Here is a 15,728-nt window from a genome sequence, read left to right on the forward strand (position 1 = left end):
AAAATGACAGAACTCAAGTTGCAAGAGTATCAATTTCATAATATGAAGTTGACATGGCTACGAGGAGCTGATAAATTAACTGATGCAGGGACATTATTTGGTCCTGTTCCAAAAGTTGTGTGGTCTCGATACTATCCAACAAATGAAGACAATATGATGTCTGAATTGACAGATCCGATCTTGATTCAATACCAAGGGAAGAATTACCTGATGGATGCAAGTTTCGATACGGCAAAATTGTCTGAGAAACAAAGACGCAATCTTGGAATTTTATCTGAAAGTAAAATTGAAGAGAGTTTAGAGCTTTTAGGCTTGTCTCCAGAGAAAATTGATTATGTACTGATGACACATATGCACCATGACCATTCAGGTGGTTTGACACGCGTTAATTCTGAGGGCAATCTTGTTTCTAAGTTTCCAAATGCAAAGATTATTGTCAATGATATAGAATGGTACGAAATGAGAAATCCTAATAATCGTACTCGTGGAACTTATTTGAAAGAGAATTGGGAGCCGATTCAGGACCAAGTTACAACTTTCTCTGATTCTGTTGAGATTATTCCAGAAATTCAAATGATTCATACAAGCGGACATAGTAACGGTCACTGTATTATTTTACTTAAACAAGGTGAAGATACAATGATTCACATGGGAGATTTGATGCTAACACACGCTCATCGAAATCCACTATGGGTCCCAGCTGTAGATGATTATCCAATGAAATCTATTTCAGCAAAAGAAAAATGGCTTAAGCAAGCCTTTGAAAATGGTTATAAATTCTTCTTCTATCATGATCAATTTTTTGCAGTTGCAGAATTTGATAAAGAAGGTAAAGAATTTGTGAACTATGTTTTACGCTCACGTCCACCAGTGATTCCATTTACAGAACAGCAAGATCGTAGACCAGACTTTTTATAATAGTTGCGTATAAGGAGACAAATGACTAAATTCTCTTGTTTGTTAGATACAGGAAAATAGCCTGTTGAATTTCAAACAAAACTGAACCGAAAATAAAGGAGTAAACATATGTCTATTACTAAACTTTTGCAAATCAAATACCCTATTTTCCAAGGAGCTATGGCTCAAATTTCTCACTATCAACTTGCTGCTGCTGTTTCAGAAGCTGGAGGACTAGGAATTATTGCCTCTGGTGGTATGACAGGAGAACAACTTCGCGAAGAAATTCGTGAATTGAGAAAATTAACTGACAAACCTTTTGGTGTTAACATCATGTTAATGATGAAAAACATCAAGGATATTGTAACAGTTATTATCGAAGAAAAAGTTCCAGTTGTTACTACTGGTGCAGGAACTCCAAAACATATTATGCCATATTTGAAAGAAGCTGGTGTTAAAGTGATTCCTGTAGTTGCTAGTGTAAAACATGCTCAAAAAATGCAAGAACTTGGGGTTGATGCAGTTGTTGCTGAAGGTTCAGAAGCAGGAGGACACATTGGTGACACTAACACTATGGCTTTGATTCCTCAAATTGTAGATGCTGTTGATATTCCTGTCATCGCTGCGGGTGGTATTGCTGACGGTCGTGGATTGGCTGCTGCCTTTACACTTGGAGCTCAAGGTGTACAAATGGGTACTATCTTCTTGGCTTCAAACGAATGTCCAATTGCTGATGCTTATAAAGAAGCTGTCCTTGCAGCAAATGATACAGCAACTGCTGTTACTGGACGTATCGCAGGAGCTCCTGTTCGTTGTATTCGCAATGAAATGACAGACCACTACATCGAATTAGAACAAAAAGGTACAAACCGTGAAGAGCTTGAAGAAATTACTATCGGTTCTCTTTCTAAAGCAGTTTACGAAGGTGATACTGTACACGGTTCAATGATGAGTGGACAAATTGCAGGTATGGTAAAAGAAATTAAACCATGTAAAGAAATCATCGAAACAATTGTGGCAGAAGCACAAGAACGTCTTAAACACGTTGAAATTTCAGTAGGCGAATAATCTATCTAACTGAAAAAATACTTAAGGCAAATATAGAAGTATGTCTATAGGAGGGCGATTTAATCGTCCTCTTTTGTTCTTTAAAAACCTTTACAAAACACTTGTCTAATATCCTCGTAAACTTCCTTAAGTTCGCTTTTTGCCTACATTTATGGTATAATAATGCGCAAGAGGTTTCGAATGAAAAAAAATGAAAAAAATCCCTTTTTAATATACCTATTTTCTATGATGGCATTTACAGTCATGTCTGTATTGGTTATTTTCTTGAAAGATGATTTTGTCACAATAGCAAGCCTATTTTTCTTTATTGTAGCATTTTTAGTGTTATTTAATTTTCAGAGAAAATGCTATCAGAAAACTGAAATTGAGCAAATTCAATATGTAAACCATCAAGCTGAAGATAGTCTAAGTACACTATTAGAACGGATGCCGGTTGGAGTAATTAAACTCAACATGGATAGTGTTGAAATTGAATGGTTCAATCCCTATGCCGAGTTAATTCTAACAACTGAAGATGGGGAGATTGATATTTCCCAAGTTCAAGAAATCATAAAAGCGTCTATATCTTCTCCTGGTGTTTATGCCAATATTGGAGAGAAGCGTTACGCTGTTCATCTTGACAGAAATTCTGGAGTTTTATACTTTTTTGATGTGTCAGGAGAGTATGAAGCGACAGTTGAACTGGCTACTAGTCGTCCAGTTATTGGTGTTATCTCAGTTGACAACTATGATGATTTAGAAAATGAAACGTCTGAATCTGATATCAGCCAGATCAATAGCTTTGTTGCCAATTTTGTCGAGGAATTTACAAGACAGCATAAGATGTTTTCACGCCGCGTTGGCATGGACCGCTTTTACCTGTTTACAGACTATATCGTTCTTGAACATTTGATGAAGGATAAGTTCTCTGTCATTGATACCTTCCGTGAGGAAGCTAAACAAAGGAATCTACCTTTAACGATTAGTATGGGACTTTCATATGGAGACGGTGATCACGAGAGCATTGGTAAGGTTGCTTTATCCAACCTTAACTTAGCTGAAGTTCGTGGCGGAGATCAGGTTGTCGTACGAGAAAATGATGAGACTAAGAATCCAGTCTACTTTGGTGGAGGCTCTGTTGCGTCTGTTAAACGTACAAGAACTCGTACGAGAGCAATGATGACTGCAATATCAGAGAAGCTGAAGAGTGTTGATCGTGTATTCATCGTTGGGCATAAAAACTTAGACATGGATGCTTTAGGATCTGCTGTTGGTATGCAATTGTTCTCGAGTAACGTCTTGGATGAAAGTTATGTGGTCTATGATGCAGAACAAATGTCTCCGGACATTCATCGTGCCATTCAATTCTTAGAGAATGAGGGAGTAACAAAACTCATCCCTCTAACTCAAGCTATGGGAATGGTCACTAATCGTTCCTTGCTAGTGATGGTGGACCACTCTAAGACAGCTTTAACCTTGTCAAAAGAGTTTTATGATTTATTCACACAAACCATCATTATTGACCACCATAGACGAGATCAGGATTTCCCAGAAAATGCTGTGATCACCTATATCGAGAGTGGAGCAAGTAGTGCAAGTGAATTAGTGACTGAGTTAATTCAGTTCCAAAATTCTAAGAAGACTCGATTGAGTCGTATTCAAGCAAGTGTACTGATGGGTGGTATGATGCTGGATACTAAGAATTTTACATCTCGTGTGACTAGTCGCACTTTTGATGTAGCTAGCTATTTACGAACACGTGGAAGTGATAGTGTTGTGATTCAAGATATATCAGCGACTGATTTTGAAGAGTACCGTCTAGTAAATGAATTAATTTTACAAGGCCAAATGGTGCAACCATCTATTCTTATGGCTCAAGCTTTAGAGAATAAGGAATATGATACGGTTGTTATTAGTAAAGCGGCAGACGCTATGCTTGCTATGTCAGGTATAGAAGCTAGTTTTGTGGTTGCAAGGAATCTCCAGGGAGATATTTCCATTTCTGCACGAAGTCGAAGTAAGATCAATGTGCAACGTATAATGGAAGAGTTAGGCGGTGGAGGTCACTTTAACTTAGCCGCCGCGCGTTTGAGTGATATGACCCTACAAGAAGCTGGAGATAAACTGAAGGTAGTAATCTCTAATGATATAACAAATAAGGAGACAGAAGAATGAAGGTAATCTTTTTAGCAGATGTTAAAGGCAAAGGAAAAAAAGGCGAAATTAAAGAAGTTCCTACAGGTTATGCACAAAACTTCTTAATCAAGAAAAATCTTGCTAAAGAAGCGACAGCACAAGCGATTGGAGAGTTGCGTGGTAAGCAAAAATCAGAAGAAAAAGCACATGCGGAACTTCTAGCTGAAGCACAAGAAATCAAAGCAAAACTTGAAGCTGAAGAAACAGTCGTTGAGTTTGTAGAGAAAGTAGGTCCGGATGGACGTACTTTTGGTTCGATTACCAATAAGAAAATTGCTGAAGAACTCCAAAAACAATTTGGAATTAAAATTGATAAACGTCACATCCAAGTCCAAGCGCCAATTCGAGCAGTTGGTTTGATTGATGTACCTGTAAAGATTTATCAAGATGTAACTAGCGTCATCAATCTTCGTGTAAGAGAAGGCTAAGCTAGATTTGAGTAATGATTTTGTAAAAGGAAGGAAAGTCTGATGTCAGAAGTAGCAGAACTACGAGTTCAGCCCCAGGATATTTTGGCAGAACAATCTGTATTGGGAGCTATATTTATTGATGAAAGTAAGCTCGTATTTGTTCGAGAATATATTGATTCTCGAGACTTCTTTAAGTACGCTCACCGTTTGATTTTTCAGGCTATGGTAGATCTGTCTGATCGTGGCGAAGCAATTGATGCAACAACTGTTCGTACCATTTTAGATAATCAGAATGATTTACAAAATATTGGTGGTCTGTCCTACCTTGTTGAAATCATCAACTCTGTGCCAACCTCTGCCAATGCTGAGTACTATGCAAAAATTGTGGCAGAAAAAGCCATGCTTCGTCGCTTGATAGCTAAATTGACAGATTCTGTTAATCAAGCTTATGAAGCGTCTAGTCCTGTGGATGAAATTATTGCTCAGGCAGAAAAGGGCTTGATTGATGTTAGCGAAAATGCCAATCGTAGTGGGTTTAGAAATATTCGTGATATCCTAAACCTAAACTTTGGAAATTTGGAAACTCGCTCACAACAAACATCTGATATTACAGGAATTGCTACTGGTTATCAAGATTTGGATCATATGACTACAGGTTTACACGAGGAAGAGTTGATTATTATAGCAGCTCGTCCTGCGGTTGGTAAGACGGCTTTTGCCTTGAATATTGCTCAAAATATTGGCACCAAGCTAGACAAAACCGTTGCCATTTTCTCCCTTGAGATGGGGGCAGAGAGCTTGGTCGATCGTATGTTGGCTGCCGAAGGTTTGGTAGAGTCTCACTCTATCCGTACAGGGCAATTGACTGAGGAAGAGTGGCGCAAATATACGATTGCTCAAGGTAATCTTGCAAAAGCAAGTATCTATATCGATGATACACCAGGGATTCGAATCACGGAGATTCGTTCACGCGCCAGAAAATTGTCTCAGGAAACAGGCAATCTTGGATTGATCTTGATTGACTACCTGCAGTTAATTACAGGAACTGGTCGAGAAAATCGACAGCAAGAAGTTTCTGAGATTTCACGTCAGTTAAAAATTCTAGCAAAGGAACTTAAAGTTCCAGTCATTGCACTTAGTCAGTTGTCACGTAGTGTTGAGCAACGTCAAGATAAAAGGCCGGTATTATCAGATATTCGAGAGTCTGGGTCTATCGAGCAGGATGCGGATATCGTAGCCTTTCTCTATCGAGATGACTATTATGAACGCGGCGGCGAAGAAGAAGAAAGTCATCCGAATAACAAGATAGAAGTTATTATCGAGAAAAACCGTAGCGGCGCTCGTGGAACAGTTGAGTTAATTTTCCAGAAAGAATATAATAAGTTTTCAAGTATTTCAAAGAGAGAGGAACAAAGATGACAGATGCATTTACAGATGTAGCTAAGATGAAAAAAATAAAAGAAGAAATCAAGGCGCATGAAGGACAAGTAGTTGAGATGACCTTAGAAAATGGTCGTAAACGTCAAAAGAATAAGTTAGGAAAATTGATAGAAGTGTATCCATCACTCTTTATCGTTGAGTTTGGCAATGTAGAAGGAGATAAGCAGGCTAATGTCTATGTTGAATCCTTTACCTATTCAGATATCTTAACCGAAAAGAACTTGATTCGATACTTGGATGAGGAATAATCGTCTAAAAGTGGGAAATTTCCCACTTTTTTCTTTTTCTCCCGAATAAGTTATTTGAGGCTAACCTCAAAAATTTATATCACTAAAGGAGAATGAATGACATTTACTAAAGCAGGAAATAATAAGGCAATTACTCTAAAAAAAGCTACTGTAAGAACAGCTTCTCTATTGCTGGCAGGTGTTTTTTTATTTGGAGCCGGATCTGTTCAGGCTAACCAACTAGCCCAAGCATCTAGAGCACGAGGAGATGATTACCCTCATTACTATAAAAATGGAAGCCAAGACATTGATAAATGGCGTCTATACTCTAGACAATGCACTTCTTTCGCTGCTTTTCGCTTAAGTAACGCCAATGGATTTGAGTTACCTCCAGCATATGGAAACGCTAGAGAGTGGGGCTATCGTGCTCAACGAGAAGGTTATCGTGTGGACAAGACTCCGACAATTGGTTCAATTGCATGGGACGGAAGCGGAGACTATGGCCACGTTGCATGGGTTTCTAATGTTTTTGGTGATATGATTGAAATTGAAGAATACAACTATGGATATACAGGTAAGTATAATCGTCGGACGATAAAAGCAAGTTCAATGACAGGGTTCATTCACTTTAAGGATTTGGGAGGTACGAGTAAAGCTCCTAGTGTCCCTAAATCTCCATTCCTTGGGGTTCCTGGGACTCATTTGTTTACAGAAAAAGCTGCTATTATGAACCAGCCATCACAACAAGCTGCGATTATTGACTATTATTACCCTGGAGAAAGTGTTCATTACGATCAGACTCTTGAAAAAGATGGCTATAAATGGCTTTCTTATCTATCCCGAACTGGTAGTAGAAGATATGTCCAGCTAACTAAAACAGCCACCTCTAAGAGTGGATGGGAAAAACAGGGGACAACTTGGTACTACTTTGAAAATGGGAAGGTATCGCTTGGTTGGAAAAAGATAAATGGAAGTTGGTACTATTTCCAAACAAGTGGTGCCATGAGAACAGGTTGGCTAAAAGACGGTTCCAAGTGGTACTACTTGAAATCATCTGGAGAAATGCAGACGGGTTGGTTGAAGGACAAAGGCATTTGGTATTATTTTGAAAACTCAGGAGCTATGAAAACAGATCAGTGGTTCCAGGTTTCAGAGAAATATTATTACGTGAATGCATCTGGAGAATTGGCAGTAGATACGACTATCGATGGGTTCCAAGTTGACAGCAATGGTGCACGAGTAGAACAAGCGTCCCAATAAGCCTTGATCGATAATCTAACTCTTGGCAATGGTATTTTTCCCTGCTTTCCTTTATAATGGGTGTATGGACAAGAAAAAATTATTATTGATTGATGGATCTTCAGTTGCTTTCCGAGCATTTTTTGCACTTTACCAGCAACTGGATCGTTTTAAAAATGACAATGGACTACATACCAATGCAATCTACGGTTTTCATCTGATGCTAAATCACCTACTGGAGCGTGTTCAACCGAGTCATATTTTGGTTGCTTTTGATGCGGGGAAAACGACTTTCCGTACAGAGATGTATGCAGAATATAAGGGTGGTCGTGCTAAGACACCAGATGAGTTTCGGGAGCAATTCCCCTTCATTCGTGAGTTGCTAGACCATCTTGGAATTCGCCATTATGAGTTGGCTCAGTATGAGGCGGATGATATCATTGGAACTCTTGGTCGCTTGGCTGAAAAGGATTCTTTTGATGTGACGATCGTTAGTGGAGACAAGGACTTGATTCAGCTGACGGATGAACATACAGTGGTTGAGATTTCTAAGAAAGGTGTGGCGGAGTTTGAGGCCTTTACACCAGAATATCTCATGGAAAAGATGGGAATTACCCCAGCTCAGTTTATTGATCTTAAGGCACTCATGGGAGATAAGTCAGATAATATCCCTGGCGTCACTAAGATTGGTGAAAAGACTGGGATCAAGCTCTTGTTAGAATATGGCTCGCTCGAAGGTATTTATGAAAATATCGATGGCATGAAGGCTTCCAAGATGAAGGAAAATCTCGTCAACGACAAGGAACAGGCCTTTTTGTCTAAAACACTAGCGACCATTGATACCAAGTCACCGATTGAGATTGGCCTAGATGACTTGGTCTATAGTGGTCCCAATGTAGAAAGTTTAGGTAAATTCTACGATGAGATGGGCTTTAAGCAGCTCAAACAAGCTTTGAATGCTTCTCAGGCTAATCAAACTGAGACTTTGAATTTCACCGTGGTGGACAAGGTGAGTGAAGATATGCTGAGTGCCGACTCCATCTTCCACTTTGAACTTTTTGGTGAAAACTACCACACAGATGATTTGGTTGGTTTTGCTTGGTCTTGTGGAGACAAGCTCTATGCTACAGATAAATTGGAACTTCTGCAGGATTCGATTCTCAAGGAATTTCTAGAAAAAACACCTCTGAAAGTATATGATTTTAAGAAAGCTAAAGTTCTCTTAAATCGTTTTGGTTTGAATTTGCAGGCGCCTGCTTTTGACAGTCGCTTGGCCAAATACCTTCTCTCTACTGTCGAGAATAATGAAATTTCAACCATCGCTAGTCTTTACGGCCAAACTTATTTGGTTGATGATGAAACCTTCTACGGCAAGGGGGTCAAGAAAGCTATCCCTGAGAGAGAGAAATTCTTGGAGCACTTAGCTCGTAAGGTTGCTGTATTGGTTGAGACAGAGCCTGTCTTACTTGAAAAATTGAGTGAAAACGGACAATTAGACCTTCTCTATGATATGGAGCAGCCTCTGGCCTTTGTTCTTGCTAAGATGGAAATCGCTGGGATTAAGGTTAAAAAAGAAACTCTACTCGAGATGCAAGCTGAAAATGAGCTTGTCATTGAAAAGCTAACTCAAGAGATTTATGAATTGGCTGGTGAGGAGTTTAATATCAACTCGCCTAAGCAGTTGGGGGAACTACTTTTTGAAAAGCTAGGTCTCCCTCTCGAATACACCAAGAAAACCAAGACAGGTTACTCAACAGCAGTGGATGTGTTAGAGCGCTTAGCTCCTATTGCCCCAATCGTCAAGAAAATTTTAGATTATCGTCAGATTGCTAAGATTCAATCAACCTATGTGATTGGCTTGCAGGATTGGATTTTAGCGGATGACAAGATTCATACACGCTATGTGCAGGATTTGACTCAGACAGGGCGTCTGTCTAGTGTGGATCCAAACTTGCAAAATATTCCTGTTCGCTTGGAACAAGGTCGCCTCATTCGTAAGGCTTTCGTGCCAGAGTGGGAGGATAGTGTCCTTCTCAGCTCTGACTACTCACAGATTGAATTGCGCGTTTTGGCGCATATCTCTAAAGATGAGCACTTAATCAAGGCCTTCCAAGAGGGAGCTGATATCCATACCTCGACAGCCATGCGGGTCTTTGGAATTGAACGTCCTGAAGATATGACTCCAAACGACCGTCGCAATGCCAAGGCTGTCAACTTTGGAGTGGTTTACGGAATTTCAGACTTTGGTTTATCCAATAACCTAGGTATCAGCCGTAAAGAGGCTAAAGCATACATCGATACTTACTTTGAACGCTTCCCTGGTATCAAAAATTACATGGATGAAGTCGTTCGTGAGGCGCGTGATAAGGGTTATGTGGAGACTCTCTTCAAACGTCGTCGTGAGTTACCAGATATCAATTCGCGTAACTTTAACATTCGTGGTTTTGCAGAGCGTACAGCTATCAATTCACCTATTCAAGGATCGGCTGCAGATATTCTCAAAATCGCCATGATTCAGCTAGATAAAGCCTTGGTAGCAGGTGGTTATCAAACTAAGATGCTGTTACAAGTGCACGATGAAATTGTTCTTGAAGTGCCTAAGTCAGAATTGGTAGCTATTAAAAAACTTGTAAAACAAACCATGGAAGAAGCCATTCAACTCAGTGTGCCACTGATTGCTGATGAAAATGAAGGTGTGACTTGGTATGAGGCCAAATAAAAAAATGGCTTATTAGACAAAAAGAAATCCCCTTGAACGCTACTGTTCGAAGGGGATTTTTCTTTCAGGAAAAGACAAAAGTGGAACTATCTAGCAAATAGTAGAGATTATTTGACTTGTTTCTTTTGTTCTTTTTTTGCAAGGATTGGTAGAATAACACCTAAACCAATCAAAATAATTGGTGTCAAGATGTTTGTAAGAAGAGAGAATTGCCAAGCAGTTGGATTCTCAGCATAGCTAATTTTTGGAACCATACCTAGGATACAAGCAAAGGCAGTGAAGAGGAAGCACCAAGTACCGATAACAAAGCCAAGTTTAGGATTGTTAACAAACTTGTATTCGGCATTTTTGTATGTTTTCCAAGCGCGATTGAGCATCATATAGGCAAGGAATACCCAAAGATAACGCATTGGCATTACAATAGAGTTGAGGTTGGTCATCCATTTTACAAGTCCGTCAATTTCCTGAATACCAAAAATTGGAAGGATGATGATAAGGCTAACGAGGACGCCTGTAAGGAGGTAACCGTTAATGAGGACACCTTTTTCAGTCCGTTTACGAAGCCAACTTGGGATGTAGTTTTCGTCAGCGTTATTGAGTAGGATTTGTAATGGTGCGTCGATAGAGAAGGCAAGCGCCGCGATTTGTCCGACCATGTTTGTAAGAGCATAGATTACGACAAAGAGATTTCCAACTCCCCAATAATTTCCTAACATCTGGAAGGCTTGATAAGCACCATTACGCATGAGGTCTTCAGGGATATTATTACCATCAAATAGCATTCCCATAGCAACTGATCCGAGGACAGCAGAGAGACCTACCATGATTGCCATCACAATCATACCTTTTGGAAATTCTTTTGCAGGATTGCGAGTTTGATTCACATAAGGGGAAATTTTTTCACAACCACCAACTGCAAAGACCAGTAGTGAGATGGTTGTAAAATAAGAAAAATCAAAGTTTGGAATGTAGGTGCTCAGTTGATCCATGTGTGGCGTCGCAAACTGGATGTCAGGTTTGATGAAAGGCAGACCGACAGCTAAAAGCACAAAGAGTAAAGACATGATTAACATGGCACTTCCTGCCAAACTACCGATGACTTTAAGAGTTGTCAATCCTTTTGTAGAAAGGTAGAGGAAAAGTCCAAAGATAAGTAAGCAGAGAATAACAATCCAGTGGATGTCAATCTGTTTTAGAAATTGTCCGTTACCTTGTAAGGCCCATCCGAGCGGAATCAGGATTCCTTGAGGCTTTTGTGCGAGGTAAGGAATGTGAACAACCCAATAGGTCCAAGCAGCAAAGTAGGCTAGACGTTTGGTTGATGTTTTTTCAACCCAGTCACTAACACCGCTTCCGCTTTCCTTAAAAGTAGAACCGAGTTGTCCGACGATGAGTGAATATGGGATAAAGTAGAGTGCGAGGATTAAAACCCAAGATACGACTACTGAAATACCCTGTTGAGAATAGTTGTTGACGACGTTTCCTAGCCCCCAAACCATGTTGAAGGCAATCAGAGATACCATCAGCCAATTAAGTTGGTGTTGATCTTTTTTCATAATGTTTCCTTTTCTGATAATTTTAGTATATCATGTTTTTTTGAAAGCGCCTAACAAAATTTAAAATTTACTATAAAAATTGTAAAAACCAACTAACAGATAGGCACTAGGGTTGCTTAGTTGAGAAAAACTTATCCACAACTTGTGGATAACTCAAGGTATCAACAACAACTGTCTCTTTATAGTTTTAATAGGAAAAAGAGAGACGAAATTTATAGAGTAGGAAACAAATCAATCTTTTATAAACCTTGTTAGGACAAGGTTTATAGACTTTATTCTCTTGTACATCCTATGAACTTGGATTGGAAAGATATTTTGGAAGAACTTGAAAATCTTTTCCGAAAAAAAGTTGAAGGTTATTCACAGTCTGTGGATAACTTTATATGGATAAGAAGACCCCTTTGCGTCTGACAAAGGGGTTAGGTTATTAATGCTTTGGCAACCAGCTGAGGGTAAAGTCAAGAGTCTGAGCATTGAGCAATTCCTGATTGCTGATGCTTTGTTTCTCTTTTCCGTCCAGTCGACAGTCTTGGACAAAGTGGAAGTGTTCATGATTTTGTTGAGTACGAACATCCAACCACTGATTTTTTTCTGCCAGATAGACACGAAGGTGGTCAAAGAGCGGAACTCCAAGGTCATAACTTGCTTTTCCTGGGCAGGTTGGGTAAAGTCCGAGAGCAGACCATACATACCATGCCGACAGACTACCATTATCCTCATCTCCTGGATAGGCATCCCAGCCAGCTCGAAAGGCTCTTTGACGAAGAGTCTTGATTAAAAGACTGGTATATTGAGGAACATTACTATAGCGGAAAAGATATGGGATATGGAAACTTGGTTGATTTGAAATAGCTAGTTGACCAAATGGTGCTGTTGCCATCTCGCTCATCTCATGGATTTCATAGCCATAACCCGTCGTTTCAAAGAGTGGGAGACTTTGACAAGCTTTCAAAAGATAGTTGCTAAAGGCTTCTTTTCCACCCATTAGTTGGCTAAGTCCAGAAATGTCATGTAAGACACCGAGACTGGCTTGAATAGCTGAACACTCAGCGTAGTCACGACCCCAACTATAGGGAGAAAAGTCAGGACGGAAGTTGCCATCTACATCACGCGCCCTCATGTAACCCGTCTCAGAGTCAAATAGATTCTGATAGTTTTTAGAATATTGAGCATAGGTTTGAGCCAGCTCTTCTTGACCTAATTTTGCTGCGCAGGTAGAGATGCAAAAATCACTGTAAGCATAGTCCAGTGTATGACTGACACTTTCGTGGTAGTCTGTGGATAAATAGCCCAGTTCTTGGTATTGGCTTAGGCCGTGTCGCCCGTTGATAGCTTTTGGATCTGCCTTAGTAGCAGTTTCAATCATGGCTTTGAGAAATTCTTCTTCAAACTCAGGTGCCATATCCTTGCAGGCACTATCTGCTAGTAGGCCATCAATCAAAGTCCCAGGCATCATTCCTCTTTCGTCAGGAGCTAGCCACTTAGGGAGATACCCGGTATCTCGATAGCTATTGAGGAAACCTTCAAGAAACTGACGATAGTGCTCTGGAATAATCAAGGCAAAGAGTGGGAATGAAGTGCGGAAGGTATCCCAAAAACCATTGTTGGTATAGAGTAGACCAGGCTTGATCGTTCCTGAAGCAAGGTCCATATGAATAGTCTCGCCTTGCTCATTTACCTCATAGAAGGTTTGTGGGAAAAGAAAGAGTCTATACAGACAGTGATCAAAAAATGTTCGGTCTACAGAGCCAGTTTCCACGACATCAAAACGGCCTAGAAGGTCTTCCCAACTTGCTTTAGTCTCTGACTTCGTTTCTTCAAAGTCTTTTCTAGGCAGATTAAAGATGGCCTGTTCTTTAGAAATAAAAGAAGTAGCTAGTTGAACTAGAGCTTCTGCTCCAGCCAAGTCGATACGCCAGTCTTGCCCCACTTGATAGATAGATAGAATATCTGTAGAGAATGCGAGAGCAGTAAACATGACGAGGGGACTTTTGTTGGTTTCGGTTAATCCGCTTTGACCAAGGCTGACAGTACGCTCATCTACTTGCTCTAATGATAAATCATCAGCTGCATGCAGATAGAGTGAGAGCTTCTTGCCTTGTATCTGTCTTAGTTGAATAGAAGCCCCATAGCAAGTAGGTGTGAGTTGGGTTTCAATCTGATAACGCTCAGAAAAAATTCTGAGATAATGGGGATTGAAAATAGCACGATCAAGGTTATAAGAAGACTGACGATGGAAGAGCGTGTCGCCGCTAATTTCTCCTGCAACAGGAGTCAGTAGCAACCAAGAATAATCGCCAATCCAAGGGCTAGGCTGGTGGGTTAGCCGAATACCCTGAAATATAGGAAGATGGGGATCAAAAAACCAAGATCCTTCCTGATCACTAGTTTGTGGAACAAAGTAATTCATCCCAAAAGGAACTCCAGCGTATGGTAGTGTATTTCCTCGTGAAAATGCATGTTTACTAGCTGTTCCAAAACGCGTATCAATGGTTTCAAGTATCGTTTTCATAGAATATCCTTTAGTTGTTTTCTACATTATATCAGAAAATTTAGCCTTTATAAAAGGAGTTTCAAATATAACAATTTTGTAGAAAAATGACTATCATTTGTGTATATATTTTCTGGGCTAAAAGCTATATACTGAAAATGAATCTTGTTTGAAAGAGGTAAAATACATTATGGTATATTCAAAAGAAATTGTCAGAGAGTGGCTAGATGAGGTAGCGGAGCGCGCCAAGGAACATCCTGAATGGGTTGATGTCTTTGAACGTTGCTATACAGATACTTTAGACAATACAGTTGAAATCTTAGAAGATGGCTCGACCTTTGTACTGACTGGGGATATCCCAGCTATGTGGCTTCGGGACTCGACTGCTCAGCTTAGACCATACCTTCATGTGGCAAAAAGAGATCCTCGTTTACGTCAGACCATTGCAGGTTTGGTCAAACGTCAGATGACCTTGATTCTCAAGGATCCCTATGCTAACTCTTTTAATATTGAGGAAAACTGGAAGGGTCACCACGAAACAGACCATACAGATCTCAATGGCTGGATTTGGGAACGCAAGTATGAAGTAGATTCGCTTTGCTATCCATTGCAGTTGGCTTATCTCCTTTGGAAAGAAACTGGTGAGACTAGCCAGTTTGATGAAACTTTTGTTACAGCAACCAAGGAGATTCTCCATCTCTGGACGGTGGAACAAGACCACAATAACTCACCATACCGTTTCGTCCGTGATACCGATCGTAAGGAAGATACCTTGGTTAATGACGGCTTTGGTCCTGACTTTGCCGTGACAGGAATGACCTGGTCAGCCTTTCGTCCAAGTGATGACTGCTGTCAGTATAGCTACTTGATTCCGTCGAATATGTTTGCAGTGGTTGTCTTAGGTTATGTCCAAGAAATCTTTGCAGAATTGAATCTGGCTGATAGCGAGAGTATCATTGCAGATGCAAAACGCCTGCAAGCTGAAATCCAAGAAGGAATCGAAAATTACGCCTACACGACTAACAGCAAGGGCGAGAAGATCTATGCCTTTGAAGTAGACGGTTTAGGAAATGCTAGCATCATGGACGACCCTAATGTACCAAGTTTGTTAGCTGCTCCATATCTTGGTTACTGTGATGTCAATGACGAAGTGTATCAAGCAACTCGTCGCACCATTCTCAGTCCGGAAAATCCCTACTTCTACCAAGGAGAATACGCTAGCGGTCTCGGAAGCTCTCATACCTTCTATCGTTATATCTGGCCGATTGCCCTATCAATTCAAGGCTTAACAGCTACAGATAAAGCTGAGAAAAAATTCTTGCTAGACCAACTAGTTGCCTGTGATGGCGGAACAGGTGTTATGCATGAAAGCTTCCACGTAGATGACCCGACTCTCTACTCTCGTGAATGGTTCTCATGGGCCAACATGATGTTCTGCGAATTGGTCTTAGATTACCTAGATATTCGCTAATGAGCCTTAGCTCAATAGGTTCTTGCAAAGAATCA

11 protein-coding genes are annotated in these 15,728 nt (G+C 40.2%); 9 read left to right on the top strand and 2 right to left on the bottom strand.

Going from position 1 to position 15,728, the window contains the following annotated elements:
- Positions 1 to 3: 3 nt before the first annotated feature.
- The 8 genes from FN031_RS07920 (at position 4) to polA (ending at position 10,175) form a co-directional block, all read left to right on the top strand.
- A complete protein-coding gene (locus FN031_RS07920) occupies positions 4 to 918 on the top strand; it encodes an MBL fold metallo-hydrolase (protein ID WP_142559201.1) in 915 nt (304 codons plus the stop codon).
- Positions 919 to 1,026: 108 nt separating this feature from the next.
- Positions 1,027 to 1,965, top strand: coding sequence for a DUF561 domain-containing protein (locus tag FN031_RS07925; RefSeq protein WP_006150534.1), 939 nt, complete (start codon positions 1,027 to 1,029; stop codon positions 1,963 to 1,965).
- Positions 1,966 to 2,145: 180 nt separating this feature from the next.
- A complete protein-coding gene (locus FN031_RS07930) occupies positions 2,146 to 4,119 on the top strand; it encodes a DHH family phosphoesterase (protein WP_142559202.1) in 1,974 nt (657 codons plus the stop codon).
- On the top strand, positions 4,116 to 4,568 hold the full coding sequence (rplI, locus tag FN031_RS07935; RefSeq protein WP_142559203.1) for a 50S ribosomal protein L9: 453 nt from the start codon (positions 4,116 to 4,118) through the stop codon (positions 4,566 to 4,568). Before FN031_RS07930 ends, rplI begins: the two co-directional genes overlap by 4 nt.
- A 42-nt stretch (positions 4,569 to 4,610) precedes the next feature.
- Positions 4,611 to 5,969, top strand: a complete 1,359-nt coding sequence (gene dnaB / locus FN031_RS07940; RefSeq protein WP_142559204.1) for a replicative DNA helicase — start codon at positions 4,611 to 4,613, stop codon at positions 5,967 to 5,969.
- Positions 5,966 to 6,238: a Veg family protein gene (locus FN031_RS07945; protein WP_075565140.1), complete on the top strand. Its 273-nt coding sequence runs from the start codon at positions 5,966 to 5,968 to the stop codon at positions 6,236 to 6,238. Before dnaB ends, FN031_RS07945 begins: the two co-directional genes overlap by 4 nt.
- Before the next feature lie 96 nt (positions 6,239 to 6,334).
- On the top strand, positions 6,335 to 7,477 hold the full coding sequence (locus tag FN031_RS07950) for an SH3 domain-containing protein (protein ID WP_142559205.1): 1,143 nt from the start codon (positions 6,335 to 6,337) through the stop codon (positions 7,475 to 7,477).
- A 64-nt stretch (positions 7,478 to 7,541) separates the two neighbouring features.
- Complete coding sequence (gene polA / locus FN031_RS07955) at positions 7,542 to 10,175, top strand: DNA polymerase I (RefSeq protein ID WP_142559206.1); 2,634 nt, start codon at positions 7,542 to 7,544, stop codon at positions 10,173 to 10,175.
- A gap of 107 nt (positions 10,176 to 10,282) precedes the next feature.
- Here the strand turns inward: polA and FN031_RS07960 are convergent, their stop codons facing one another.
- Positions 10,283 to 11,731 (bottom strand): APC family permease, encoded by a 1,449-nt coding sequence (locus FN031_RS07960; RefSeq protein WP_142559207.1) that lies wholly within the window; start codon positions 11,729 to 11,731, stop codon positions 10,283 to 10,285.
- 427 nt (positions 11,732 to 12,158) lie between these two features.
- Complete coding sequence (locus FN031_RS07965) at positions 12,159 to 14,243, bottom strand: GH92 family glycosyl hydrolase (protein WP_142559208.1); 2,085 nt, start codon at positions 14,241 to 14,243, stop codon at positions 12,159 to 12,161.
- Between the two features lie 169 nt (positions 14,244 to 14,412).
- On the opposite strand from FN031_RS07965, the gene FN031_RS07970 reads away from it, so the two are divergent.
- The gene (locus FN031_RS07970; protein ID WP_142559209.1) at positions 14,413 to 15,693 is read left to right on the top strand and encodes a glycoside hydrolase family 125 protein; all 1,281 of its coding nucleotides are present in this window, start codon (positions 14,413 to 14,415) and stop codon (positions 15,691 to 15,693) included.
- Positions 15,694 to 15,728 lie beyond the last annotated feature (35 nt).

This window comes from Streptococcus mitis (genome assembly GCF_902159415.1).
Classification (GTDB): domain Bacteria; phylum Bacillota; class Bacilli; order Lactobacillales; family Streptococcaceae; genus Streptococcus; species Streptococcus mitis_BG.